The sequence below is a fragment of the Bremerella cremea genome (assembly GCF_003335505.1).
In the GTDB taxonomy this organism is placed as follows: Bacteria; Planctomycetota; Planctomycetia; order Pirellulales; family Pirellulaceae; genus Bremerella; species Bremerella cremea_A.
Genome location: NZ_QPEX01000011.1, coordinates 430,474 through 456,439, shown reverse-complemented (window position 1 = coordinate 456,439; position 25,966 = coordinate 430,474). Strand labels below are relative to the sequence as shown.

21 protein-coding genes are annotated in these 25,966 nt (G+C 54.2%); 10 read left to right on the top strand and 11 right to left on the bottom strand.

All coding sequences use genetic code 11. The features are described 5' to 3' along the window. The first annotated feature begins 123 nt into the window (after positions 1-123). From DTL42_RS09095 to DTL42_RS09080, 4 genes are all read left to right on the top strand, one after another. A complete protein-coding gene (locus DTL42_RS09095; RefSeq protein WP_114368385.1) occupies positions 124-1,059 on the top strand; it encodes a sensor histidine kinase in 936 nt (311 codons plus the stop codon). Between the two features lie 87 nt (positions 1,060-1,146). After that, positions 1,147-1,896: a (Fe-S)-binding protein gene (locus DTL42_RS09090; RefSeq protein ID WP_114368384.1), complete on the top strand. Its 750-nt coding sequence runs from the start codon at positions 1,147-1,149 to the stop codon at positions 1,894-1,896. Continuing rightward, positions 1,893-3,287: a lactate utilization protein B gene (locus DTL42_RS09085; protein WP_114368383.1), complete on the top strand. Its 1,395-nt coding sequence runs from the start codon at positions 1,893-1,895 to the stop codon at positions 3,285-3,287. Before DTL42_RS09090 ends, DTL42_RS09085 begins: the two co-directional genes overlap by 4 nt. Then, on the top strand, positions 3,284-3,889 hold the full coding sequence (locus DTL42_RS09080; RefSeq protein WP_114368382.1) for a LutC/YkgG family protein: 606 nt from the start codon (positions 3,284-3,286) through the stop codon (positions 3,887-3,889). The genes DTL42_RS09085 and DTL42_RS09080 overlap by 4 nt, the downstream gene beginning before the upstream one ends. Here DTL42_RS09080 and DTL42_RS09075 read toward each other — a convergent pair. Continuing rightward, a complete protein-coding gene (locus tag DTL42_RS09075) occupies positions 3,800-4,624 on the bottom strand; it encodes a hypothetical protein (protein ID WP_114368381.1) in 825 nt (274 codons plus the stop codon). The genes DTL42_RS09080 and DTL42_RS09075 overlap by 90 nt on opposite strands. A gap of 276 nt (positions 4,625-4,900) precedes the next feature. Further along, entirely contained in the window at positions 4,901-5,230 is a 330-nt protein-coding gene (locus DTL42_RS09070; RefSeq protein WP_114368380.1) for a hypothetical protein, read from the bottom strand. 401 nt (positions 5,231-5,631) lie between these two features. Here DTL42_RS09070 and DTL42_RS09065 point away from each other — a divergent pair, with 401 nt between their 5' ends. After that, positions 5,632-7,107: a DUF1501 domain-containing protein gene (locus DTL42_RS09065; RefSeq protein WP_114368379.1), complete on the top strand. Its 1,476-nt coding sequence runs from the start codon at positions 5,632-5,634 to the stop codon at positions 7,105-7,107. A gap of 126 nt (positions 7,108-7,233) precedes the next feature. Here DTL42_RS09065 and DTL42_RS09060 read toward each other — a convergent pair whose 3' ends face one another. The 3 genes from DTL42_RS09060 to DTL42_RS09050 form a co-directional block, all read right to left on the bottom strand. Then, positions 7,234-7,719: a hypothetical protein gene (locus DTL42_RS09060; RefSeq protein ID WP_147274214.1), complete on the bottom strand. Its 486-nt coding sequence runs from the start codon at positions 7,717-7,719 to the stop codon at positions 7,234-7,236. A gap of 15 nt (positions 7,720-7,734) precedes the next feature. Then, positions 7,735-8,445 (bottom strand): hypothetical protein, encoded by a 711-nt coding sequence (locus tag DTL42_RS09055; RefSeq protein WP_147274213.1) that lies wholly within the window; start codon positions 8,443-8,445, stop codon positions 7,735-7,737. 105 nt (positions 8,446-8,550) lie between these two features. Next, entirely contained in the window at positions 8,551-8,859 is a 309-nt protein-coding gene (locus tag DTL42_RS09050) for a hypothetical protein (RefSeq protein ID WP_114368376.1), read from the bottom strand. 277 nt (positions 8,860-9,136) lie between these two features. Between DTL42_RS09050 and rlmN the strand changes: the two genes are divergently transcribed. Next, positions 9,137-10,198 carry a 23S rRNA (adenine(2503)-C(2))-methyltransferase RlmN gene (gene rlmN, locus DTL42_RS09040; RefSeq protein WP_114368374.1) on the top strand — a complete coding sequence of 354 codons (1,062 nt, stop codon included), beginning with the start codon at positions 9,137-9,139 and terminating at the stop codon, positions 10,196-10,198. A gap of 403 nt (positions 10,199-10,601) precedes the next feature. Here the strand turns inward: rlmN and DTL42_RS09035 are convergent, their stop codons facing one another. From DTL42_RS09035 to DTL42_RS09010, 6 genes are all read right to left on the bottom strand, one after another. Next, positions 10,602-11,309, bottom strand: coding sequence for an MOSC domain-containing protein (locus DTL42_RS09035; RefSeq protein WP_114368373.1), 708 nt, complete (start codon positions 11,307-11,309; stop codon positions 10,602-10,604). Between the two features lie 323 nt (positions 11,310-11,632). Then, positions 11,633-12,913: a tetratricopeptide repeat protein gene (locus DTL42_RS09030; protein ID WP_114368372.1), complete on the bottom strand. Its 1,281-nt coding sequence runs from the start codon at positions 12,911-12,913 to the stop codon at positions 11,633-11,635. Next, positions 12,879-14,651 carry a CRTAC1 family protein gene (locus DTL42_RS09025; protein WP_147274212.1) on the bottom strand — a complete coding sequence of 591 codons (1,773 nt, stop codon included), beginning with the start codon at positions 14,649-14,651 and terminating at the stop codon, positions 12,879-12,881. Before DTL42_RS09025 ends, DTL42_RS09030 begins: the two co-directional genes overlap by 35 nt. Before the next feature lie 38 nt (positions 14,652-14,689). Then, positions 14,690-15,076, bottom strand: a complete 387-nt coding sequence (locus tag DTL42_RS09020; RefSeq protein ID WP_114368370.1) for a hypothetical protein — start codon at positions 15,074-15,076, stop codon at positions 14,690-14,692. Positions 15,077-15,226: 150 nt separating this feature from the next. Next, entirely contained in the window at positions 15,227-16,258 is a 1,032-nt protein-coding gene (locus DTL42_RS09015) for a DUF1559 domain-containing protein (protein ID WP_114368369.1), read from the bottom strand. Positions 16,259-16,552: 294 nt separating this feature from the next. Continuing rightward, positions 16,553-18,916: a DUF4159 domain-containing protein gene (locus DTL42_RS09010; protein WP_158545292.1), complete on the bottom strand. Its 2,364-nt coding sequence runs from the start codon at positions 18,914-18,916 to the stop codon at positions 16,553-16,555. Positions 18,917-19,298: 382 nt separating this feature from the next. Here DTL42_RS09010 and DTL42_RS09005 point away from each other — a divergent pair, with 382 nt between their 5' ends. From DTL42_RS09005 to DTL42_RS08990, 4 genes are all read left to right on the top strand, one after another. After that, complete coding sequence (locus DTL42_RS09005; RefSeq protein ID WP_114368516.1) at positions 19,299-20,255, top strand: AAA family ATPase; 957 nt, start codon at positions 19,299-19,301, stop codon at positions 20,253-20,255. Beyond that, positions 20,252-21,148, top strand: a complete 897-nt coding sequence (locus tag DTL42_RS09000; protein WP_114368367.1) for a DUF58 domain-containing protein — start codon at positions 20,252-20,254, stop codon at positions 21,146-21,148. Before DTL42_RS09005 ends, DTL42_RS09000 begins: the two co-directional genes overlap by 4 nt. Positions 21,149-21,151: 3 nt before the next feature. Then, positions 21,152-23,494: a BatA domain-containing protein gene (locus DTL42_RS08995; RefSeq protein ID WP_114368366.1), complete on the top strand. Its 2,343-nt coding sequence runs from the start codon at positions 21,152-21,154 to the stop codon at positions 23,492-23,494. Between the two features lie 88 nt (positions 23,495-23,582). Further along, entirely contained in the window at positions 23,583-25,853 is a 2,271-nt protein-coding gene (locus DTL42_RS08990; RefSeq protein WP_114368365.1) for a glutamine amidotransferase, read from the top strand. Positions 25,854-25,966: the final 113 nt, after the last annotated feature.

The window sequence follows — 25,966 nt, the reverse complement described above, 5'->3', positions numbered from 1 at the left end:
ACAACAATAACTACCTCAACCAACCTATGCGAGGGGCTGTTTCTTAAGTCTGGCGGTGGTATCAAAAAAGCTTGAGCGATCTCGCTGCGGTGGCGCGGCAAAAACTCTTGGAGCATCTTCTTTATGCAAGAATTTCGATACAGCAGTGCCCTCCTTGCCGCGATCGGACTTCTTGCCGTTGCCGCTGGCCTACTTGCATCTCTTGCGCCACTTCTCGTCCCTACCACAATTTTGACGATATTTCTGTTTGGGCTAGGAATCGCAACGATTGTCTTGTTAGCCATTTCACCATCGCCAGCCTCCCAGCCCACCCCCACCGTCGAGCCTGCCGACCATTCCCAATTGCAAGAAGAGCTTGAAGACCTCCGCCAGGAAAACCGAGAACTCCTCGAAGACAAGGCATTTCTGCAATTTCTCAAGGCAAATCAAGAACGCGAGCGGCAACTCTTAGCCCTTGATTTGCATGACTTGATACTCCCCAACCTGACCTCGTCGCTCCTGCAATTAGAGGCGGCAATCGATCGTCCGCATGTACTGAACGAATGTCTGGAATCGCCGATCGAAATGATTCGGACCAGTCTCAGAAACACGCGGCAAACGATGAACCTCCTTTCCCCTTGCCTCACCCAAGACGAAGGGGTTGTGGCTGGAATCCAACGTTTAGTCGAGCAGTTCGAGACCTGGATCGATAGCATCGCTTTCCGGCACGACATCGAATTCGACCGTTTGACCCCCTTGGCAGAATGCGTGGTGGTTCAACTCGTTCGGGACGCTCTCGACGGGGCACGCCAATGCCCTACCACCGATTCCGTCGTAATCGACCTCTGCCAGCAGGAAGATTTGCTGGAGTTATCGCTCACAAGCAACGGTTCCGGCCCCCCTCCCTCGCCTTGCGACCAAGACCGAGAGGCTAGAATCCGTGAATGCGCAGACTTTTTAGCGGGTAATATCGAAAGGGAGGTCACGCCCGATTCCGGACAAGTTCTGCGAATCGTTTTTCCGCTGGCCAGTGCGATGCCCAAGCGAAGGAACCGGGAAAAATCGCAAGCTTTCAGCTAAGCAACGTCGGAAATCGCCAAAGGGCGGTTATAATGTTGGGCTCGCACTCCTCGATTCTCGCCAACCAAAGATGACACCCCACTTGCCATGCGCGTTGCCTTGTTTGTCCCCTGCTATGTTGACCAACTCTATCCACGCGTCGGAATGGCAACCCTGGACCTTCTTGAGCGATTAGGTTGCGACGTCGATTTTCCTGCCGCGCAAACATGCTGCGGACAGCCTATGCTAAACAGCGGCTGCGATACCGATGCCGCCCCGCTGGCAGAACGCTTTCTGGAAATCTTCGCCGACTACGATGCCATTGTCGCCCCCAGTGGAAGCTGTGTTTCGATGGTCAAGAACCATTACGAACACATTGTCCACGGTGATCCTCGCTACGAAAAGCTCCGCACCAAGATCTTCGAGTTATGCGAGTTTCTTGTCGATGTTTTAAAAGTCGACTCGCTGCCAGGCAACTTTCCCTACGTGGTCGGCCTCCATTCCAGTTGCCACGGTCTTCGCGAATTACGCCTGGCCAGCGACAGCGAGCGGAACACGTGCGAGTTCAACAAGCCGCAGCAGCTTTTGCAAATGATTGAAGGGGTTCAACTGGCCGAACTGAAACGGCAGGACGAATGCTGTGGCTTTGGCGGCACGTTTGCGGTTGCAGAAGAAGCGGTCAGTTGCACGATGGGACGAGACCGCATTGCCGATCACCTGCAAGCTGGCACCCAAGTTTTAACTGCCGGCGATATGTCGTGCTTGATGCACCTGGCCGGCTTGATCCAACGAGATAAGCACCCCATCCGCGTCATGCACATCGCCGAAATCCTCGCCGGATACGAGGTTCCCCAATGAGCAGCACAACTAGCTTCGACCACCCGACCAACGCCAAAAAGTTCAACCAAGATCAGGCTCGCACCCATTGGCACGACTCGGCCTTGTGGTTCATTCGCGAAAAACGCGATCGCATGGCCAAGAGCTTGCCTGAGTGGGAAACGCTCCGGGAATGCGCTTCCCAGATCAAAGCTCACACGATCAGCAAGCTGGCGGACTATCTGGAGGAGTTCGAGAAAAACGCCAAGGCTCGTGGAGCAACCGTCCACTGGGCCAAAGATGCCGACGAGCACAATCGCATCGTTCTCGAAATTCTTCGAAAGCACGAAGCTGAACGCATTGTCAAATCGAAATCGATGCTCACCGAAGAGTGTCACCTCAATCCGTTTCTCGAACAAAACGGCATCGAGGTTGTCGACACGGACCTCGGGGAACGCATTGTCCAACTACGGCAGGAAGGCCCCTCGCATATCGTCATGCCGGCGATCCACCTGAAAAAGGAGGACGTCAGTGATACGTTCCACGAGCATCTGCATACCGAAGCGGGGAACTGCAATCCCGACTACTTAACCGAATCGGCCCGACAGCATCTTCGCAACAAGTTTATGCAAGCCGATGTTGGTATCACCGGCGTCAATTTTGCCTTGGCCGATACCGGTGGCATTGTGGTTTGCACCAACGAAGGGAACGCCGACCTCGGCGTATCGCTTCCTAACGTCCATATTGCCTGCATGGGCATCGAGAAGCTTATCCCTTCCGTCGACCACCTGAGCATCTTCCTCCGGCTGCTGGCCCGTAGCGCAACCGGGCAACCCATTACGACCTACTCCTCGCATTTTCACGGTCCACGAGAAGGGGGCGAGTTACACATCATCTTGGTCGACAACGGTCGCAGTAATTTGATGAACAGCGACGACTATCGCAACTCACTCAAATGCATTCGCTGCGGTGCGTGCATGAACACTTGTCCCGTTTATCGGCGGAGTGGCGGGCACAGCTACGCGGCGACGGTCCCTGGCCCGATTGGTTCGATCTTGAACCCCTTGCGCGACGCCAAGCATCACAAATCTTTACCATTCGCGTGTACCCTTTGCGGAAGCTGTTCGGACGTTTGCCCTGTCCAGATCAACCTGCACGAACAGCTTCTCACACTACGCACCGAAGTGAAGAATCAGAATCAGCTTCCCATCTCGAAGACCATGCCCATGCGAATTACCTCGTGGGTGTTTCAGCGACCGAAGCTGTATGCCTGGCTGGGAAGTGTTGGTAAGTTCTTCCTCCGAAACCTCCCGCGTTTCATGATCTATAACGCCCTGAACCCTTGGGGCAAGAACCGCGAAATGCCTGAGGCCCCCGCAGAAAGCTTCCGCCAGCAGTACGCCAAGCGAGCAAAGAAAAACAAACCGCAATGAGCAGCAAAGAACAGATCCTGAAAGCAGTTCGTAACCAACTGGTACCGTCGGTCGACCTTCCCAGCTTGCAACAAGACTGGATCCAGTACGACGATGCGGTCTCTCACTTTGGCGACGTCCTGGCAGCCGTTGGCGGCACGGCCGTGGTCGTAGAAGGCGTTGATGGGCTGGCCGAAGCGTTGAACGATCTTCCCGTTTACGTAGAAGCCAAGAAGACAGTTAGCTGCATCGACGGCTTGATGGGCAACGTTGACTTAGACCGAGTCGATGATCCGCATACGCTGGAAGATGTCGACTTCGCAGTTCTGCCAGGCGAATTCGCCGTGGCCGAAAACGGGGCCGTCTGGGTAACCGATGCCGCAATTCGTCATCGGGTGGCCCTCTTCATACCACAGCACGTTGGCTTAGTACTGCATTGCCCGAGCGGACAAGTAGAAGACGTCATCGTGAATAACCTAGCCGAGGCCTACCAGAAGCTATCTTGGCAGGCCAATCAATTCGGCTGCTTTGTCTCAGGCCCCTCCAAGACCGCCGACATCGAGCAGTCTCTCGTCATTGGCGCCCACGGGGCTCGATCGTTGCACGTCTTCTTTGTGCTTTGATAGCTGAGAGTTCAGCTTAACAGTAGGCGTGGACTTGTCGGCACCAATCCGAGCCACGTCTTCCTTGCGAGGTGCCACGTCCTTGGGCTCACGAGGCCACGACTTTGGCTCTTGGCCTTCTCTTTCAGCCCGATCGTCACCACTACCTTCACCTGGCTTCTGCCACTGACGAAACCAAGGATGCCTCCCGCCTTCTGAAGAAGGGGGACCATGGCGAGGCGGGCCAAAACGCCACGGCCAGCCAGGCTGAAACCGCTTCGTTTCGCTATCGACCATGGCAATCTGCTGCGAGGTGACTTGGTAGTGGACGACCTCCGAGGCAAACTTGTCGCCTGGCACGTGCCGCACCACTTCTAACATCGCATAGCCATCTTCCGGAACGAGATGCGTACTTTTTATCGCGCCGACATCGGTTTGCAGATCACGCTTGACGACACTTCCCCATTCATTAACTAACAACAACTCTTGCCGATTACTTGCTTCCGACTCGGCGGGTTCTTTATCGGTAACCACAAATACACGCCAGTTTTCCCCGACCTCGGAGACGAACTCGGATTTCAAGCAAACGTCGTAGCAAACCGGCCCGAGAAGAGAATCTCGCTGCATGCTGTAAGCAAGCCAATGATTGCGAATCGACTGCAAATACGTCGGCCCATAAGTAACACCAAGCACACCAAACAGGATTAACCCCGGGAGGAGTACCTGCGTAATGTTCTTCCGGGTTTGCTCCGTCATTCTCTTGCCTTATCGTTCTCTGCTCTGTTGCGTGGGGGCGGTAGAAAAGTTGGGGTTACCGCTAATAGACATAAACCGCGCACCAATTCGCAAGTATCGGTCCACTCGCAACGATTCTCACTGAATCTTCAACTAGGTCAAGTAATTCGTAAGCTTATTGACGATACGCGAGGAAAATCCCCACACCGGCTCAAACCGAGTCACCACGAACCACAGGCTCACAGCCTAGCCGGCTGGCTTGAAAGATACAAACCCATCAAGAATTATCTACGGAGCTTAGATTTTAACGCCCTGTTGTAAAGCGCGTTTTCGCATGCCAAGCTCGAAATAGTAGTACCTTCTTCCCTTGTCGTATTGCATTGCCCACTTAAAGGTAGAATAGACCAACTTAAGTGATAGCTTATCATGCTCCACTAAAAAGATAATGCTCGCAATGAAGTCGTATTGCGATTGCTGGCGAACGTAGAGCCCCTTCTCGAGTATCTCTTGCAAGTTCCCTGTGTTCGCGGCTGCTGCCTGAGGTGGTGACAGCCAGCCATGCCCCAGCGCAGCAAGCGTCCCCACGGCAAAACTGCCGGTCATCCATTTCAAAAATCGACGTCGCATGGTGTCACTCCTCCGTTATTAAGAGAAAAACGGACGGGTGGAATACCAGAAACCCGCTCTTTTCAGCAAGGGCAACACCTACGAATTTTCCGCTAGCTGCTTGCACAGTCATTTAATGTCCGGCAATTCCCCATTAGCTAGTTCTGACGTGAAAAAGCTTGACATTCGCATTAAAAAGCCTCTATACTGCGTCCCTGGTTGCTATTTAGGGGGCTTTCCTAGCAACCAATGGAGACGAGGACCGCGCTATCCCCGTAAGCGCCGGATGCCAGGAAGGAGTTCTTTCCTTACCTAACAATCACACAAACCGTTGTGATTCTGGCACCTACCTCTGGTCACAAAGTTATCCACTTTGCGTTTTGCCTGGTGGTGTTCGTCCCATTTACAAAGGAGCATTCCCCATGCTCGTCATCCCTGGTAGCAAGGCAAAGGATGTCTGCGATCCGCACCTCGGGCCAACTCGGCGCGATTTATTGCGGGTTGGTGGCTCGGCCATGCTAGGGCTGTCCCTGGGGCAATTGCTCAATCTTCAATCGAACCAAGCCCAAGCGGCGGAAATTGCATCTCACGGTCCAAACTTCGGTAAGGCGAAGAGCATTATCCTGGTTTACCTTCAAGGCGGACCAAGCCACCTTGACTTGTGGGACCCTAAGGACGATGTGCCGGATAACGTTAAAAGCGTTTTCAAACGAATCGGCAGCAAAGTCCCCGGCATGGACCTGACCGAGAACCTGCCTAAGCTCGCTCAACAAACGGACAAGCTCAGCCTGATCCGGTCGATGAGCTACACGCCGGTTGGCCTGTTCAACCACACGGCGGCCATCTATCAGATGCACACGGGATACACGGCGGACAAAGTCAGTCCCAGTGGCCAGCTAGAACCACCCACGCCGAAAGACTTCCCTAACTTCGGCTGCAACATCATCAAGTTCAAGCCACCGGAAGTTCCCATGCTTCCGTTCGTGATGATGCCCCGCCCCCTGCAAGAAAGCAACGTGGTCAACAAATCAGGCACCGCTGGCTTCCTCGGGCGCGCCTACGATCCGTATTATCTCTTCCCGCCTGGAGATGATATGGACATGAACAAGATGGACAAAATCAATGTCGACGACCTTAAACTAAGGCCGGAAATCACGAGCACACGCCTCGGGCGTAGGGCCCAACTGCGCGACATGATCAATGCTGGCATGCCGGCGCTCGACAAGGCTGTTCAATCGTACGACCTCGATAAGTATTACGAAACGGCTTTGAACCTGATCTCCAGCGGTCGGGCTCGCGACGCTTTTGATCTTTCCCAAGAAACCGACAAGACACGCGACACCTACGGACGCAATACGTTTGGCCAAAGCTTGCTCTTGGCTCGCCGCTTGGTCGAAGCAGGCACGCGTGTCGTCGAAGTGATTTGGCCGAAGGTTGCCAACTCGGACAACCACAGTTGGGACCATCACGTCGACCTTTCCAAACGGATGAAGAATCAATCGGCCCCCATGCTCGATTCCGGCCTGGCCGCCCTGATTGGCGACATGGACGAGCGTGGCCTGCTGGACGAAACATTGGTCGTGGCCGTCGGCGAATTTGGCCGCAGCCCGCAACGTGGCGTAAGCACTTCCGGCAACAACAACAGCGCCGATGGACGCGATCACTGGCCTTACTGCTACACCGCCTGTGTTGCCGGTGCTGGGATCGCTCGCGGCCAAGTTTATGGCGAGTCGGACGAAACGGCTTCTGCCCCCAAAAGCAACCCTGTGCATCCGATCGAGCTACTCGCGACGATGTACCACGCGATCGGCATCGATCCACAAACCATTGTTTACAACCACCTTAATCAGCCCCGCGAGCTAGTGAAGGCCGAAGCCGTTACGGCACTCTTCGGTTAACACGAACTCCACCCCTTTCTCTTCTTTAAATCCCCCCTTTCCTTTTCATTAAGCGGCCTCGGTGACATCCATCCTCACCCAGGCCGCTTTTTTCGTTTTCAGCAGTACGAATAAGATCTTCGCAGCTCAAACCACGAGTTTAAAATCGCCAAAACGAATCCGCAGCTCGATGCCGGAAGAAAAGAGGATCCGATGCTCGAAGAGGCCGCCAGGCAAGACGTACGGCTCGTCATAACCTAAATCGCCGTAACCAAACGGGCCAGGCAACCCAAGCTCAGGATGGGCAGTAGAAAGAAAAGAATCGACCTGTAAATAACGTAGCGTGACCCTACGACGCTGGCCCTGCTCGCCGTAACTATCGAGCTGCATCTCGAGCGATTGTGCTGCGGCATCGTATTCCATCTTCCGCAAATGAGCATCATGCAGCGCGACGCTTTCGTACAACTCGCGAAAGCCAGGAGGAAGAGCACTGCGAATCGACGCGACGTGCTCCTGAAATTCCTCGATCGGATCAGGACCGCGCCCTTTTTGCAATCCAAGCCACCATTTCAGCGTGAAGTATTTCATGCCGGAAGGAGGGAAAATGAACGAGAAAGGTTCGCAACTTTTCACCAATCAACCGGCAAGCTATTGAGACGCAGAAGAATCGACTTGTGACTCATCTGCCTCTTCTCCATCAGCCCCAACTTCGGCCGAGGATGGCGACGACTCTGTCTCAACTTTCAGATCTGCGGCAAAGCGGTAGAGCGCCGGCAGAAACTCCTCTTTCTTGTCAGCGTAGGTCAGCAGTTCCAAGGTGAAACGCTTTCCTCCTTGCACGGTCACCAGAAACACACCACTGGCTGGCAAGCTGCGAAAGGACATCTTCTTCTCGTAACGCACAAACCAGTTCTCGCCGACATTCAGCACCGAGAGTGGCGACTCTTGGCTTGAGGGGAGCTCCTTTCGAACAAGCTCCGCCAGCGGCTTGGCTGTCTCGGCGGAATCGGTCATCGGCAAGTCACCTGCTTCCGTTTCTCGTAAAACCAAGCGAGGCACGCCCCCCTTTTCCTGAAAGTAAGCCGCGAAGAGATAATCGCTTGAACGAGGTAAAAACTTCCAACCTTGAGGCATGACCGATTGCACGCGGCCTCCATCGAGTGGAGGAGTATCATTACCGGCCGGGGCTAATGAGATCGCCGACTTCTTTGCTTCCGCAGGGGCAGACGAGGACTCTTTTGCCACAGAATCGCTAGTTACCGCGTCACGAGGGGACTGGGTGGGGGATTCCGTAGAACACCCCAGCGCCACGAAAGAAAGCAGGGCGCATACCGTAAGATAGTTTCGCAGCGTCATCATCAGGACTCCCGCACTCAACCAAAGCTTGAGATATTGGTACTTGGGACGAACCGACTACGAAGATTCACGCGGCCCCAAAAGCCGCGTGGAAACTAAAAGCCTCGATTACTCGACAACTTCTTCGATCGTTTCTTTCACTTTCTGCACAAAGTGCTGCGGCTTACCGGCCTTGCTCAGGTCTGCAGCTTTCGCCTCTGCTTCTTCCTTTTGGTCGAATTCGTACAGCGCAACCCGCTTCATCGACTGATTGAAGACACCCCAGAACATCTTCATCCGGACTTCGGTTGTCTTCTTACTGCGGGACTTCCGTTTCGCCTTTTTCTTCTTGGGTGCTCCGTCATCCTGAGCTTCGGCGGCTTCCGCAGCCTCCACTTGAGCGCGCAACTCTTTGCGATTAGCGACTTTTCGGGCCATAGTGCAATCTTGCCGTTGTGGTAAGTTGACCAAGTACGAGCGAAATAGAGAATCTATTGAAAGAGGAGTCTGCCGAATCCGCCCTACTTCGCTTGATGGTGATTTTCGCCAGTATAACGAATTTTGGCCACTTTCACTATGGGCAGATGTTTTTACTGAAAATGCTTTCCTCTAGCCGGAGCCCCAATACCGCCAGCGGCCTGATGATCTCCGCGGAATTGCCCTGGCTGGCCTATTTCCCCCTACGTTTTACCGGCGTGTTGAGTACCATGCTGAAATGATCGATCTTGTTGAACAAATTGTCGGCCACCAACTAGAAGCCACCCTCAAGGAATTGGGCCAGCCCAAATTCCGTGCGAAACAACTGCGCGAATGGATTGTCCAGCAGCGTGTCGACTCGTTCGACGCGATGACCAATCTGCCCAAGAAATTCCGCGAGAAGCTGGCCGAGTCGTGTCGTATCTGGACGACCACCATCGCCAAACACACCACGGCAGACGACGGCACCGAGAAATTGCTGATTCAGCTTCACGACGGCGGCCGCATCGAGTGCGTCTTGCTGCGTGACGGCGACCGCCGCACGATCTGCATCAGTTCGCAGGTCGGCTGTGCGATGGGGTGCGTCTTTTGTGCGTCTGGCTTGGACGGAGTCGAGCGCAACCTCACTGCCGGCGAAATTACCGAGCAAATGCTGCGTCTGCAAATGCTTCTGCCGGAAGGTGAACGGCTGAGTCATATTGTCGTGATGGGAATGGGCGAACCTCTGGCCAACGTCGATCGCTTGCTCCAGGCCCTCAATTTCGCCACGGCGGAAGATGGCCTGGGTATTAGCGCCCGGCGCATCACCATCAGCACGGTCGGCCTTCCGCCAGCAATTCACAAGCTGGCTAAGCTCGATACCCGCTTTCACCTGGCCGTTTCGCTGCACGCCCCGAACGATGAGCTTCGTACCCAGATTGTCCCGGTGAACAAAACCATCGGCATCGATGCCATCTTAGAAGCCGCCGACCACTACTTCGACGTTAGTGGCCGCCGCTTAACGTTCGAGTATGTGCTTCTTTCCGAACTGAACGACCGCCCAGAACACGCCCAACAGTTGGCCAGGCTGCTTAAAGGTCGCCCTGCCCTGTTGAACGTAATTCCCTACAACCCGGTCCCTGGCCTGCCATACGAAACCCCCTCGATCCATGCCCAGCAGCGATTTCGCGAGATCTTAGAGAACTACGGCATCACGGTGAAATTCCGGCACCGCAAGGGAGACAAGATCAACGCGGCCTGTGGGCAGTTGCGAAGGCTGTCGAAAGAGAACTTGGTTCCGCTGGAGGGGACCAAGGCCTAGCTTGGCCTCGCACCAGTTATCGCAGAACGTTTCCTAGAGCAAGAAACAAAAAACGCCCTGCTTATTCAGCAGGGCGTTTTTTGTAAGTAAACCTTCGGCCAATGCGACGAGTGGAGTCGCTGCGAGAAATGCGAGTTTCTTAGCGTGCACTTGCACTAGCCGTTTGTGAAACGGGCATTCGCAAAAAATTGGTCCCTCTGCCGGATGGAGGCCGAAGGCTTAGATCCAATGTATTGGTGTTGCTCCCCTATTTTACCTCGCAATTAAACGGAGGGTAGGTCGGAAGCACGAAGAATATGTTCGTCCGTCACTGGGCATTAGGTTGAGTAAATCCTGGCACCAATTTGTTTTGCGAGAATTACGGCGTTTAACTCGCGGCGAAAACACCCTGAAATTCGTGCTGCTAGCTCGAGAATTTTTCAATCTGATTTCGAAATTCATCTCGCCAGGCCTCTGCCAAAATATGGCAATCGGCCATTATTTGAGCATCGAGGACATTTTGCCGGTCGTGATAAAAAAGCTCGTTGAGACGAGCAATCGGCCAATCTGCCAGCGGGCGTTCGACCAGACGAACTTCCTGCCCCACCGAGACTTCCCCCTCTCGGAGAATGCGGACATACCATCCCATTCGCCCCGTCGAGACCGCCAAAGCGGTAAGCTGCTTCACTCGCCAGCGGCGGCCTAGCTTCCAACACGGCTGCCGGGGCTGAGAAATCTGGATGCGAGCCGTTCCTACTTCGTAAATGTCCCCTAAGCAGACGCTCTCTTCCGATTGCCCTTCGATGGTCAGATTTTCGCCAAACGCCCCTGGGCCAAACTGGTCGAGCGGGATCCGCTGGGCCAGAGAATCGATCTGGCGAAACTCTTCCCGCCAAATGGGGTAATGCCAAGCTGAGTAACAGAGCACCGCTTTATCAGGCCCCCCATGATTCACCGAATCGGCCACGCCATCTCCCGCGAAGCCCAACGTGTTCAGCCGAACCGCTGCGGCGACCGGTTGTTTGAAGAAACCTGTTCGCCAGGCTTTATCCATCGGCTCGGTGGCCGCAGGGTCACCGTAGTCCTTGGGGAATCCCACCGCTAACTGCACGACCACTCCAGGATCTGTCATGCTTATTATCCTTTGCCCAAACGCTTCGCTGTCCGGCTGTTTCATCCCATCAGAGAACAACTTAGAGTCTGTCTTATATTCGCTTCGAAGGCGAGACCGAGTGTTTTTTCAAAGAAAATCGATCTCGCAACGAACCATCCAGCGAACGCTCTCGTATCCATTACATCGAGACATTTCCCTCCAAGAATGTTGACGTAACTTCTGAAGTGTTCCAGAAAAAGGCCATCCAGGCTGTCCTCCTTTTCGGCGGATTTGCCTGGGTGGCCTTTTTCACATCAAAACAACGCGCCATCCAATAGCCCGTCCGGCATAAACACAAGCTTTTACTTGCTTTGAATTGCCGAAGCTTGCTGACGCCAATATTCGGCAATCTTAAGTAAACCTAGCTCTTCGTACTTTGCCGCGATGGACAAGCGGATAGCTGCGTTGTTTGTATTTTTCGCTGCGTACCGCTCCATGCCGTGAAGAGTGACCAGGGCAGTCGACAGTTTTTCATGCAATGCCAACTCCTGGGTTGCCTCCTCGCGCATCCCAGCTTTCGCATAAGCCTGACCAAGAAGATAATGCACTTGCGGATGAGTCGGATCGACCTCTCTTAGTTTTTCGAAGTCTTGGATCGCCTCAAGCGGCTTGTCCTTCGCCGTCGCAATCTGACCACGCAGCAAAATAGCATCCAGACTTTCAGGGTTCTTTCTTAAGATTTCTTCAATGATTTCCTGCGTCTCATCAATCTTCCCTTGAAGAAATAACAACTTGGCCAGGGTAGCCCCTTTGGCACTGGCAACCTCAGGAAAGGATTCGGCAAGCTTATCCCATTCCTGTTGAGCCTCGGCAGCCAAGCCTACTTCAATCAGTCGCTCGATCAGCTTCCAACGCGTTAAGTCCTGTTCGGCACAGTCCCGTTTTAAAAGTTCTCGGTAGGTGGCAATCAATTGCTCAAGGGCTTGCCGATCTTCAAAGACATACGACATCGCGACCCATGGCAGGCAATTCTCAGGCTCCAACTTCGCGAGCTCCTCACCTAATGCCAAGACTGAATCTTCGTCTCCCCGGTCGTAGCGGACTTGAATCAATGGATTGAGGACTTCGGCCCGCAGTTCGTCTCGCTCGAAAGCTTCTGTCAGCAATTGATCAGCAAGAATATTATCGCCGGAATAGAAGAAAGCAGTCCCTGCCTGCAAGAGATCGAACGTCTTGCATTTTGAGGGATCGATCTTGCTTCGCGCGTCATTTAGGGCGTAGGTTTCGTCGACTAAGAAATGAGGGTCATCTTTGCGAATAGCAAGAGCTCCCGCAATCAAAAGACTGGCCGTAGGAGAGTCACCCAACAGAGCGGATGCTCGTTCCGCCGCATCGCGGGCCTGAGTTGCATAATCTAGCTTCGTCGAAAGCTCTTCCGAATTGTTTGCCGCTGCCAATTTTCGCCGCGCGGTCTCCAGAAAATCCTGCGGATTACCACGCATTAAGCTGATCAATGTCGTAATCGCAGCAACGAGCAGCAAAACTGCCACCAGAGTGGTGATCCAAGCTCGCTTCCATCGCCTAGCTTCGTCTGAGGCCAACTGGTCCTCAAAGCGAGCGGCCTTGTCCTTCGACCAATTCATGCGTTTCTTGCGGCTGAAGGTGTGAAAATACTTCCGTAATACCAGACATCCAGGTTACCTCAACGTCGACCGGAGAACCATCGTCCAGCGAAAACAAGACACGGCGGTCCGACGAAGAAGCATAACTATCAGACCCCGTAACCCAAGCCGAAAGCGGCAAGTCTTGATTCAGCAAGCGGACCTTCGCGCCAATGCCATCCGTATTCGATTGGGTTCCCAACAATTGCAGGCGAATCCAATGGGGACAAGGAAGCCGATTCCTCAAAATGGCCACCGGATCATCTTGATGGACGACCACCAGATCGAGAGCACCGTCGTTGTCCAAATCTCCGACGGCCACGCCACGCCCGGAATACTTGCCATGGAAATAGGGGCCAGCGTTCTTAGAATTCTCTTGGAAGTGCTTCCCCTCTTCGTTCATGAAGAGTTGCGGGGGCTGATAATAGGGGCTTTCCAGTCGCTCGTAACCAACATGCCCATTTGCGATGAAGATATCAAGCCAGCGATCGTGATTAAAATCGGCCAGGATGGTACCAAAACCGACCCATGGACGCGATACACCAGCCAGGCCGCGATTGACCGTGACATTCTGAAACGACGCACTTTCGGCACTCTCTTTTTCGCACAAAGAGTTGTCTTGGTTGGCAAAGTTGGTGTACCACAGATCGGGTAGACCATCTCGGTTGTAGTCACCGACCGCGACTCCCATCGTTCCCTCCCGTTCCCCTCGGGATGATACGGCCACTCCAGCCAAGAGCCCTTCTTCCACAAAAGGCAACTGGGCCTGGCTGAGATAGAGTTGATTGAACTGGACGTCATTGCCCACGAAGATGTCGGCGATTCTATCCCCATTGAAGTCGGCGCAGACAATCCCTAAACCGCGATTCTCTGGGACAAGCCCAGCTTTCTCCGTGACATCGGCGAACGTTCCGTCTTGCTGATTTCGCAAGAGCATGTCCCTTTGCCCTTCGAAAAGCGTGGGACCGCAGACGTCTCGGCGATTCTGTTCGTTATGGCAAATCCGCGAAGGATCTGGGCTCCAATCGGCATAGGTCATCAGATACAGATCGAGATGCCCATCGTTATCGAAATCAACCCAGCATCCCTGAACGTACCAACGTGCACAGTCACCCAAACCGGCCTGGGACGTAACGTCGACGAAGCCTTTTCCTTCGTCGTTCTTCAACAACTGCACGCCGCCGTAGCCTGCCACCAACAGATCAGGCCAGCCATCTCGATTGAAATCCGCCGTACTGCAGCCATGCGAGTAGAACCCTGGAGTGGGGATCTTCAATTCGTCGGTAACATCCCGAAAGGTCCAGTTCCCCTCGTTGCGAAACAGCCGCGAAGGCAATCCCTCGGTTGTCACAGGAGGCCCCTTCTTGATGACACCTCCCCCGCTGATGAACAAGTCAACGTCTCCATCTCGATCAAAATCGACCATCGAGACTCCGCCGCCGACCGTTTCCAAAAGTGTGTACAAGGATGCCTCGAAACCCGCGCGATAGACGTGGTCAACACCGCTTGCCTGGGCAACTTCCTCGAACCAATCACTTTCGTGGGGATCTCGCGTGACAGGTTCACGCGGTAATTCGGATGGCAGAAGCGCCGTATCTCGATCGGGTATGTTATCCGGAGTCGTGACCTTGGGGGATGAATGCTGCGATTTATCCCGGACAGAATCGGTCTTCTCCGCTGAACATCCGCCAAGGATGATCAGAAAAAAAAGAAAGGGCACTGCAATACGGCAAGTGCCCCTGAATCCATGTTGAAACACTATGGCTTTTTTCCAACAACGATTTCGATGTCTTTGTTTTCTTCGACTTTGATTTCGATGCCGGAAGTATTGGGATTGCCATACTTCGCGTCAACCAGTGGTTTGCCATAGGTACCACCTTCGGCGCCCCCTTGCTCTGTGGCTTGGACGGCAACCTTGTAAGTTCCATTAGGCACCCCCCCATCCATGCTGCCAATATCGACCTTACCGTTTTCGATCTTACCGAACGTTTCATAGTCATCGCTTACAAAGCGAACCTGCCCTAGCGGCACCGGACTACCATCTTCATAGCTAACGGTTGCGATAACCTTATTTCCACCGTTTCCACCACATCCAAATATGGGTAGAAGTGCAATAACAGCCACCAAACCAAGTGCTCGGTACATTACTATTTCCTATCAATCAACGCCGTAAAGACGGTAAGAAAATCCGGGGTGAAGAGAAAGGAAACGCCAATTCATTCGCGAATTGGCGTTTCATCTTGTTTTGACAGCAAAGGGGGACAACTGCATCCCCATAATCAAGCAGCCATCAGACTACTGCCGGCTAATAACAGTCCCGTCACTGCAGTGCCCGTATTGTCGGCGGATCAACTCCGGGGTATTCACCGTCAGATTCGTGACCGAACCATCAGCCAAAAGAAACTGAACGATACCTGGGTGCCAACTACCGAAACCAACCTCGCGATCCGGGTCAGTCTGATCGCCGGTGTCATTTGCGCCGCGGCCGAAGCGATGGCGAATGTTTCGCGCGACGTTGTACTCGCGCCAGCTACCATCGTTGAACAACCAGCTACCATCGGCGTTGTCCGTACCACCGCAGCAACGTCCGAACTCGTTGGCGGTGACGTCCTTTTCACCCACTAGAGCGGTGTTACTTAGGCCATCGGTAATGCGAGCAAACGAGTGACGAGGCTTTGCCATTGCGTACTGATTATCCTCGACCGCCTGCGAGAGATCTGGCTTTGCAACGACGAAGGCCGATTTTAACATCGTAACGTGATAATTATCCTTCGAATTGTGGTGGTTCCACCACTCGGCTTCTGTTGAGTCCGAGGTATCGTTGACCAACGCGATATCGTAACGAATCGCAACCATCGCATAGTCCGACAACGGACCACGTCCCGTACCAGTATCACGAATCGCTTCCGTTGATGTACGGCGGGAAGGACAGGTCATGTAGCTGATCCCAGCCAACGCTTCTCGTTCGCGCTGATTCAAACGATCCCAGTTCGTCTCCATGTGCATGCCGAGATACGTCTTGTTAGTGGTATCTTGATTGCCACCATTGAGGATTTCGTAGGCGTTCCCTTGTTCCATCTGAGGCAAGATCTGCACAAACATGCTCGCGCGACCGGAGTGCAAAACAAGCGGAGGAATTTTCTTATAAGTATCGTGCCAATTGTGAATACCAAGCCCGAATTGCTTCAGGTTGTTGGTGCACTCCATACGACGTGCCGCTTCGCGCGCCTGCTGGACAGCTGGCAAAAGCAAAGCGATAAGCACACCAATGATGGCAATCACCACAAGCAATTCCACCAGCGTGAAACCAGATCGCCGTGTGGGCATACATACCTCCGCATAAAACAAAAGATGAGAAAAGAAATGAAAACCAGGCAAGAACGCCAATAAAGAAAGAAAAGACGCCTTACTGCCTCACTTATAGTAACAACCACAAATGCCAAGTGCAAGTAGTTTATTTTTTATATTTTTATACCCATTCAGAGCTACAACAGCCTACACTTAAGCGGGGCAATATGTAGTGAATACACATAGTTAACAGGCTCACAAAATTAACCAGACTGGGGGGCATGTAAGGTCTGGAGAGACACCCCCATAGAGTGCCCTGCACAGCCGTTTTCCCTACTGCTGCATTGCGTAAAGCAAGATATTCGTCGCGATGCGAGCGGCGTCTTCTTTGATGTAGCCTTCGCATTGGAGCGAGCTGCCACTTTCCATGGCGCAGCTCATATCGTAGGGGCTAAACACAACCGCCAAACGGTCGTTGATCCAAAGCCCTTCTAAAGTGGGGCTTGTGTCGCGGCGAATCGATTTTAGCCCCCCTTCGTTGCCAGCGCGTGTTTGCGGATCGTTAAGTACCACCTTAGTGACATCGAACCCGCCATATTCTGGGCTCAACATTGGGTGATCGATCGGGATCGCTTCCAACTTGGCATCGGGGAAGATGGCCGCCAGTTCACGCCGAAAGGCGGCTGTGAACTGAGGACTGGCACAAATCGAATCGGCAAACAGAAACCCGCCTCGCTCTAAATAAAGTTTGAGGTTCTCGCGCTGCTTTGAATTGAAGCCAAAGTCGCGACGCCCGTGCATGAACAAAATGGGATAGAACTGATGCGAATCGTCGCTCAGCGTGACCATTGGCTTATCCACCGAAAACCGCAAATCCAATTGCTCGCCAGCCACGCGAAGCATGTTGGCCAAAGCAGCGGGTGCGTCGTCGGAGCCTCCCAAATGCTGGATCTTGGCCACCTTGAGCACGTTGCGGTCGAGCTCATCTTTCACTCCGGCGTCGATGGTTAATTCAACTCGCTCTAGCTTGTCTTTCAATTGTCGTCCGGTAGCGTAAGCCAACACGTTCGCACCAATCGCGTTGCTGGCTTTGACCTGGTCGCGGACCTTCTGCGAGATTGATTGATCGTCCAGAAAACTGCGGCTACCGAATAGCTCCCAGTAACAACTCAAATCTTCCGGCGTATAAACAACGCTGGTCCGGCAACACGCATCGAGCCCCCACAGTGGCACCGCATAGTCCGGGTTGACCGGTTGCTCGGCAAACCACACCGGGTGATCTGGCGGAAGCAAACGAAAATCGCTGTCCGGCAAGATTCGCTTTAGCATCGCCCGGAAGTCTTTATCGAACTTTGCCCCGCCACAGCCAGCCTCGGCGAAGATGAACCCACCAGCTTCGATATACTGTTTAAGCAACTCTTCGTGCCGAGCATCGATTTGAAAACCATCTTTCCCGCTAATCCACAGCACCGGTGCCTGGAGCAAATCCTCAGCACTTTTCACGGCGTTGACATCGATGACCTGCCAAGTCATCTTCTGCTGCCAGAGGCTTTCGACATGGCGGTTTAAGTTATGCAAATCGTGGCGGTGCGGGTTCCAATCCTGATTCGCCGTGTAACGCAGCTTGGAAACGAGAACCGGGCGACGTCCTTTCGCCAGAAAAAGGAGTGCGAAACTAGTCGAGACCAACGGGTTACTTTGCTCAACAACGCCGGTTCCTCGCCAGCTTCCGTCGAGCGAGTCTTGCCACGCCACCAACAGCTCGGCCCCTTCACGATACCAATCGTGCGTGCCGATAAAACGCCGACCACTCAATCGTCCGACGCGTTCAACGCCGTACAAATAATAGAGTAGCGAGTTTCCCCCCCCGCCCCCTTCCGACGGATTGGTCCGCATGGTCATATTTCGGGCCAGCCAGTCGAAACCACGATCGACGTGCGACTCTTGTTTCAAGGGCAGGCAGCAGTTGACGTTGTCGCCAATAATTTCCGCATCCCCTTGTTCTAGCCGTTTTGTCGTGATCAGCATCGAAGTGATCCCGGCACAGGTCATGCTTCCTGTCCCAGGCGAGTGCGGCAGATACCCCCACGAGCCACTTCCGTTCTGCATCGTGCTCCAACGGAGAAAAGCCCTGCGCCAAGTTTGCTCGCTTACGGTGGCGCCATGCTCGGCGGCATCATCAAGGGCCAGCAAGGCGAATTGGCTATTGCTGTTATCCCCCCCAGCAGCTCCGCCCCGCGGCGCACCGTACGACCACAACCCAGTCCGCTCGCCGGTGGTAATCTGGAAACTTTCCAGCTTGGCAGCATTTGCCTTAATCAATTGCAGATCTTTTTGCGGATCGACGGCGCACAGCACCATGGTCTGCAGCGATAACGCGTATGTCTTGTCGGGACGAGAATTCCGCAGCGATGCCATCGCTTTCTGGATGGTGGGGTCGTCTTTAGGAACACCGGCCTCTAACAGAGCCAAGGTGACCAACGAAGTAACGCCAGCGTCAAATTCGGCATAGTCTGGCCAACTGCCATCTTGCTTTTGCTGGCTTTTCAGAAGACGAATCGCCTTTTCCATGGCATTTCGCACATCTTGAGGAGTCACAGCACCGCGCGCGGCCATCGGTTGCGCCCAAAGCGGGGGCGCAATCAGCAAGATCGCTACAATCAAACTCCAGCAGCTAGTGATTCGAAGTGGGGACAAACCCATTCTCTCCTCATGTACACGTCGCATTGGCTTCCTTCATCTTAGGTTTGTGTAGGAAAGCCACAAGTAAATTGTCCCTGCGTTGTTTCCTCAGGGGTACACTCCTACAATCACTTGGCAGCGTTTGCGGGAATTGTTTCAAGAGAACCAACTCTTTTACCTTACGTAACTTACAATTACCCGACGAATAACTTAAGGATGGGACATTCCGCCTCCCTGGCCCTTGTTGTCCAAGCAAGAGTACGCCACCGAGGGCGTCCCCATCCAGCCGGATTCCTTATCAACATCGACGATTCCCAGCCAAGACAAGGCGTCTATCGTGGGCAAAACCAGAAACCTGGGCGAAGTTCTCCAAGAATTCAAGCAACAACGGATCGTCATGCAACAAGAGTTGCAAAAGGTGATCGTGGGGCAAGATGAAGTCATCGAGCAACTGTTCGCGGCCATTTTTACTCGTGGACACTGCCTGCTGGAAGGGGTACCAGGCCTGGCGAAAACGTTGATGGTCAGCACGCTGGCCAAAGTGCTCGACATGCAGTTCAAGCGGATTCAATTCACGCCTGACTTAATGCCTTCCGACATCACCGGTACCAACGTGCTGGAAGAAGACGAACAAGGCCGCCGTAACTTCCGCTTTGTCGAAGGGCCTGTCTTCACCAACATTTTGCTGGCGGATGAAATCAACCGAACACCTCCTAAAACGCAAGCCGCCTTGTTGCAGGCGATGCAAGAGCGGGAAGTGACCGTTGGCCGCGATACGATGGAACTGCCAGACCCGTTTTTCACCATCGCCACGCAAAACCCGATCGAGCAGGAAGGGACTTACCCCCTGCCTGAAGCCCAGCTCGATCGTTTTATGTTCAACATCATCATCGACTACCCTTCGCTGGCCGAAGAAGAAAAGATTTTGATGGCCACCACCCGGCAAGAAAAGGTCGAAGTGCGGAAGGTCTTCAGCAGCCGGGCAATTCTTAACATCCAGAAGCTTGTCCAATCGGTCGCAGTGAGCGAATACGTCATTAAGTACGTGGCCCGCTTGGTTCGAGCCACACGTCCTCGCGACAGCGAATCCCCCCAGTTCGTCAAAGAACTAGTCGACTGGGGCGCCGGTCCACGGGCCGGACAAAACCTGATTAACGGCGGCAAGGCGATCGCCGCGATGGAAGGACGTTTCTCGGTCGCCATCGAAGACGTCAAGAAGATCGCAACCCCTGTCTTGCGACATCGTATCGGCACGAACTTCCAAGCCCAAGCGGAAGGCATGACGAACGTCGACGTGATCACCAAGCTGTTGAATGAAATTCCGGAACCCAAAATCGAAAAGTTTGAACGTTGACCACCGCCGAAAGTTATTTGAAGCCTGAGGTAATCCGCCAGATCTCAAGGCTCGACTTGCGCGCTCAATTCGTGGTGAAAGGGTTCCTGCAGGGCTTGCATGCCAGCCCATATCATGGCTTCTCGGTCGAATTCAGCGAGCACCGCCGCTACGAACAAGGGGACGACCCCAAAGACATCGACTGGCTCGTCTTCGCCAAGACCGATCGGTACTACATCAAGAAGTTCGAAGCCGAAACCAACATCACCGGCTACCTGGTGATGGACCTCAGCCGGTCGATGGGCTACACCTATCGGCAAGAGATGACCAAGTTCGACTACGCCATCTCGCTGGCAGCCGCCCTTTGCTATTTGATGGTCCATCAGCAAGACCCCGTCGGGCTAGTCACCTTCGATACCAAGATTCGGGCGAGCCTTCCTCCTAAGTCCAAGCGAAAACAGCTCGGCGACGTTCTCTCGCTGCTGGCGAACTTGAAACCAACCGGCGAAACCGACATCGCTCATAGCTTGTCGCAATTAGCGGCCATGCTCAAGCACCGCAGCGTGGTAATGATCTTTTCAGACCTGTTAGCCGAACCGGCAGAAGTCATGCGGGCCGTGTATCAACTGCGGCATCGCAGCCACGACGTGATCTTGTTTCATATTCTGGACGAAGCCGAAGTCACGTTTCCGTTTGACGGGATGGTCGAGCTAGAAGATCCAGAAACGTTAGAGAAGATGAAGATCGATGCCAACAATTATCGCCAAGACTATCAAAAAGAACTGAACGCCTACCGAGATAAATACCAGCAAGATTGCGTTCAAGCAGGCGTCGATTACGTGCCTCTCGATACAAGCATGCAGTTCGACAAAGCCCTCACCGAGTATCTCGTCAATCGCCAATCAAGGTTTTAACCAATGCAGTTTGCCAACGTCGGCCTGCTGCTAGGAGGCCTGCTCGTCGCCGTGCCCATCATCTTGCACTTGGTGATGCGGCAGCAGCCGAAACAATTGGAATTCCCCGCCCTCCGTTTCGTGCGGCAGCGTAGCGTCCAAAACACGCGTCGCCTGCAATTGAAACATTGGGTTTTACTGGCACTGCGTTGCCTGGCCGTGCTCGCGTTGGTGGCGGCTTTGGCCCGCCCAGGAATTGCTTCGGCGGCGGTAGGCAAATGGGTTCTCTCTGGCTCGCTGGGCATCATTCTTTTAATTGGCGGATTCGTCACAGCAGCAGCTTGGCTGGCCGGTTCTAACCGCACGTTAGCTTACGTGCTAACCGGCCTAACGGCGCTGGTCGGTGTCGGCACGATCGTTACCGCCGTGATGGCCTTAAGCAGCAGCAGCGGCCCCATTGTCGGCGAACAAGAGGCCCCTGTCGCGGCGGTGATTGTCTGCGACACTTCCCCGCGCATGCTCTATCGTTACCAAAACCAAACACGTTTAGAGAAAGCGAAAGAGCTGGGCACCTGGCTCACTTCGCAATTGCCCGAAGATAGCGAGATGGCCGTGCTCGACCAGCGAGCCCGCACTGCCATTTTTGCCCCTGATCGGGGCGCCGCCCGTCAGGCAATTCAGCGTCTGGAAGTGGCAGTCGGCGGCAAATCGCTTGTCGAGCTAACCGAGAGCGCGCTCGACATGCTCGAAACCAACGAACTGGCCCGCAAAGAGATCTACGTCCTTACCGACCTAGCCGCGCCCGCTTGGAACCAAGAGGATGCCCAACGCCTGAAAGCCAAGCTGGCCGAGCAGCCAGATATTCCGCTGTATATCATCGACGTCGGCGCGGACGAGATTCACAACATTGCGATCAGCGATCTGGTAATGTCGGCGGAGGTGATTCCGGAAAACAACGACGTCACGCTGCAAGCCGAGATCGTGGCTGATGGTTCCAATGAGCCGAAGACCGTTGAATTATTCATCGAGACTCCCGACGACAAGCTGCCGATCGTTGAGAACGGCGAACTGATCACCCCCAAGGCAACTCGTCGCAACCGACAAACGATTGAACTGGTGGACGGTCAGCCACGGAGCATCACCTTTCGTTTGCCAGGGCTAACTGCTGGTACCCATCACGGCTGGATCGACCTGGTCGGAGACGACGGTCTAGAAGCGGACAACAAACGGTGGTTCACTATCGAAGCGCGACTTCCCTGGTCGCTGTTGGTGGTTGAATCGGAGAATGCCAAGAGCCACGATATCGTCACCGCCCTGGCCCCGCCCGGCTATCCTGCTCCTTTTAAGATCGATGTCATCAAGCAAAGCGAGCTCACCGCTGCCAAGCTAGAAGGACATCAGGCCGTCGTCTTGCTCGATCCGAGCCCGATGGCGGATGCCAACTGGCAAGCCCTTTCACGTTTTGTCACGCGTGGTGGCGGGCTCATGATCTTTCTGGGGCGTGCCGCCGTGAAAGAAGCCTTCAACACAGAGGCCCCGCAAAGCGTGCTGCCAGGCAAGCTGGCCCTCCAGTGGCGAGCCGGTGATCGGCTTTGGTTCCTTGAACCGCAAGAGTACCAACACACCATCCTCTCCCCTTTCCGCGACATTGGCACGTCCGTTCCTTGGCGTGACTTTCCGGTCGATCGTCATTGGTCGCTGAACGAAATGGATGAAGATGCCAACACGGTCATCCCTTACAGCAACGGAGTCGCCGCCCTCGTCGAACAGCGTATCGGTAAAGGGGTTGTGCTAACGTTCACGACGTCGATTTCCGATTCGAAGGAGGAGGCCTGGAACTCGTTGCTCACCGGGTTTCAATCGTGGCCCTTCTTCGTGCTGAGCAATCAAATGGCCAAGTACGCCGTGCAGATGGGGGACCAGCATTTCAACTACACAGCCGGCGATGTCGCCACCATTCAAACCTCGCCCGGCAACGAAACCGCAACGCATTTGCTGTTCACCCCGAACGGGATCGATCCTCAGGAAGTAATTCCTGAGAACGGAGTCATCACCATTCCCTTTACCAGCAGCCTAGGCACCTATCGGATTCGTCCCTTGGGGGGCGGCAAGGCGACGGGGTTCAGCGTGAATCTGCCTCCTTTCGCAACGCGAATGGAAAAGCTAAACGAGATCCAACTCGACGAAATGCTCGGAGCAGGCCGTTATCGCTTGGCACGGCAGCAGGAACAAATCGTGCGAGAACAGGGCAAAGCCCGCTTAGGTGTGCCGCTGTTTCCTTGGTTGATGCTGATCGTGGTGATCGTGTTCGCCTTGGAGCATCTCCTGGCCAACCGTTTTTATCGCCAACAAGTCGAAACCACGTAGGGTTCCCCAATCGCGAACCCGAAAAAAAACATCACATCCCAAGAACCTGGTCCGCACAGCGGACCCTCCTGAGAACACCCTACAGCGAATGATGTCGTACTGGTACCTGCAACCTTTGGGCGAAAGCTATCTCCTGGTGGGGATATTGGTCTTCGTGTTGGTTGCGCTGTTGGCGATTCGCCCTCAGTTTCAAGGGTTGACGACAAAGCGTCATTGGGCGCTAACCGGGATTCGCTTGGGCATCATCTTCCTGCTGGCCCTCACCCTGCTACGGCCAACGTGGGTTCGCACAGTAAAAGAAACCCAGGCCTCGTTGCTGGTGCTGCTATTCGATACCAGCCGTAGCATGACCGTCCCCGACGCCGGCGATGGCCGTTCGCGGTGGGATGCTCAAAAACAGGCGATCAAACGCCTCGAACCTCAGTTGGCTGGCCTCGGCGATAACATCGAAGTCGTCGCCTACCAGTTCGATCAGGAAGCCAAGCGGGTTGACTTCAGCGATGGGCATATTCCATTTCCTAGCCAGCCCGACGGTCGTTTCACCGACATCGGTTCTTCCTTGGCCACTGTTATGCAGCAAAACATCGGCAAGAAGATTGCCGGAGTCTTGCTCCTTTCCGACGGGGCCCAGCGTGTCTATTCGCCTCAGGTCGAAATGCAACAAGCGGCCCGCGACCTGGCCCGTCTCGAAACACCGCTCCATACGATCCCCTTCGGTAAATCGATCGATCCCACTCAGTCCCGCGATATTTCTGTCGATACCCTTGCCGATCACTACACCGTCTTCGTCAAGAACGAACTGACCGTAAAGACATCGATTCGCGTTCAAGGCATGGCCAACCTACCGGTGCCGGTGCAGTTGATTTTAGAAGACGCCAAGGGGCAGAAAACGATTATCGAAACCAAGGATGCTTCGACCTCCAACGTCCAGGAAACAGTTGATGTTTCGTTTCAATTCGCTCCCCAAACCTCTGGCCAGTACAAGCTCAGTGTCGTCGTTCCGGCTCAGGAAGGGGAACTGGTCACCAAAAACAATACCCTCAGCGCTTATCTCAATGTGCTGGACGGGGGCCTAAAGATTTTGTATCTCGAAGGACGCACCGTCGATCGCCCGGAACAGATGGGCATTCGCCGCGTGGTTGCTTCCTCGGCCGATATGGAACTTGACTTTCGCTGGATCGATCGCCGCCGCCGCGATGCCTGGCCGATCGACTTGACCGAAGACATTCAGAAAGAAAAGTACGACGTCTACATTATCGGTGATCTCGATTCGACTGCACTTACCGCTGGTACCTTAGAAGCGATCGCCAAGGAAGTAGAGGACGGCAAAGGGATGCTCATGCTGGGCGGGTTCAACTCGTTTGGCGCCGGTGGCTACCAGACAACGATCTTGCAGAACGTGTTGCCGATCGAAATGAGCCGCTTCGATCGCCAGGATCTGGGGGCAGAAATTCGCACCGACATGCACGTTGCTGGTCCTCTCGAAATCGTCGCCTCGCGGAATCACTTTCTTTCTTCGTTAGGCACCGATACCGATGGCAGCCCCGCTTTATCGGTGGTGCCCAGCTTAAAAGGAGCGAACAAAATCGTCGGGCCGAAACCTCGTGCGATGGTTGTTCTCGAATCTCAGAATGACGACCCGTTGTTGGTCGCAGGCGAATATGGCCTCGGCCGCACGCTGGCTTTTTTAGCCGATAGTACCTGGCAATGGCGATTTGCCGGCAAGGAAGCAATCCATAAACGCTTCTGGCGGCAGATCATTCTTTGGTTGGCCAAGAAAGACGGGCTAGAAACACGCGACGTATGGGTGCAACTTGGTCAGCGGCGGTTTGTCCCTGGTGCCCCGATTCGATTTTCCGCTGGGGCCAATTCACAAAGTGGCGAACCACTGCGGAACGTCACCTTTGAGACCACACTCATTAGCCCTGACGGCACCCGCTCGCCGCTGCGAACCTTACCTGGCGAGAATGTGATTGAAGGCAGCTTCGATGCCGCTGAAGTCACCGGCGACTACACCATCGAAGTCACCGCCAGCCAAGACGGTACCCCAGTTGGCACCGGGCAAGGTCGCTTCTTTGTCTTTGATCAAGACTTGGAACTAGCCGATCCCTCGGCACGCCCTTCGCAACTGGCTGCCCTTTCAGCGATTACGCAAGAGTTTGGTGGACGAACCTGGACGCCGGAAGAGCTTCCGCAACTCCTCGATCAAATCAAAAACAGCCCGCCGGAAACCGAGATCGAAGTGCAAACCAAATGGACTTGGCCTGAATCAACTCGTGATAGCTGGATCAACTTGATCTTAATCGTGGGCCTTCTCGGCTGGGAATGGTATCTCCGCAAACGTTGGAGCATGGTCTAGCCAAGCGAATATTGGCCTCACCAACGGATCTTCTGTTTTTAAGTTCGTCGGGGCAGGCGTTATGGCAGGCAATGGGGATGCCTGCTTTGCGACGATCAAGCTCTTGGAACTTG

Bases quoted from the DNA above. Each gene is read 5' to 3' on its own strand.
- DTL42_RS09095 (WP_114368385.1), top strand. From the start codon at position 124: ATGCAAGAATTTCGATACAGCAGTGCCCTCCTTGCCGCGATCGGACTT.
- DTL42_RS09090 (WP_114368384.1), top strand. From the start codon at position 1,147: ATGCGCGTTGCCTTGTTTGTCCCCTGCTATGTTGACCAACTCTATCCA.
- DTL42_RS09085 (WP_114368383.1), top strand. From the start codon at position 1,893: ATGAGCAGCACAACTAGCTTCGACCACCCGACCAACGCCAAAAAGTTC.
- DTL42_RS09080 (WP_114368382.1), top strand. From the start codon at position 3,284: ATGAGCAGCAAAGAACAGATCCTGAAAGCAGTTCGTAACCAACTGGTA.
- DTL42_RS09075 (WP_114368381.1), bottom strand. From the start codon at position 4,624: ATGACGGAGCAAACCCGGAAGAACATTACGCAGGTACTCCTCCCGGGG.
- DTL42_RS09070 (WP_114368380.1), bottom strand. From the start codon at position 5,230: ATGCGACGTCGATTTTTGAAATGGATGACCGGCAGTTTTGCCGTGGGG.
- DTL42_RS09065 (WP_114368379.1), top strand. From the start codon at position 5,632: ATGCTCGTCATCCCTGGTAGCAAGGCAAAGGATGTCTGCGATCCGCAC.
- DTL42_RS09055 (WP_147274213.1), bottom strand. From the start codon at position 8,445: ATGATGACGCTGCGAAACTATCTTACGGTATGCGCCCTGCTTTCTTTC.
- DTL42_RS09050 (WP_114368376.1), bottom strand. From the start codon at position 8,859: ATGGCCCGAAAAGTCGCTAATCGCAAAGAGTTGCGCGCTCAAGTGGAG.
- rlmN (WP_114368374.1), top strand. From the start codon at position 9,137: ATGATCGATCTTGTTGAACAAATTGTCGGCCACCAACTAGAAGCCACC.
- DTL42_RS09035 (WP_114368373.1), bottom strand. From the start codon at position 11,309: ATGACAGATCCTGGAGTGGTCGTGCAGTTAGCGGTGGGATTCCCCAAG.
- DTL42_RS09030 (WP_114368372.1), bottom strand. From the start codon at position 12,913: ATGAATTGGTCGAAGGACAAGGCCGCTCGCTTTGAGGACCAGTTGGCC.
- DTL42_RS09020 (WP_114368370.1), bottom strand. From the start codon at position 15,076: ATGTACCGAGCACTTGGTTTGGTGGCTGTTATTGCACTTCTACCCATA.
- DTL42_RS09015 (WP_114368369.1), bottom strand. From the start codon at position 16,258: ATGCCCACACGGCGATCTGGTTTCACGCTGGTGGAATTGCTTGTGGTG.
- DTL42_RS09005 (WP_114368516.1), top strand. From the start codon at position 19,299: ATGCAACAAGAGTTGCAAAAGGTGATCGTGGGGCAAGATGAAGTCATC.
- DTL42_RS08995 (WP_114368366.1), top strand. From the start codon at position 21,152: ATGCAGTTTGCCAACGTCGGCCTGCTGCTAGGAGGCCTGCTCGTCGCC.
- DTL42_RS08990 (WP_114368365.1), top strand. From the start codon at position 23,583: ATGATGTCGTACTGGTACCTGCAACCTTTGGGCGAAAGCTATCTCCTG.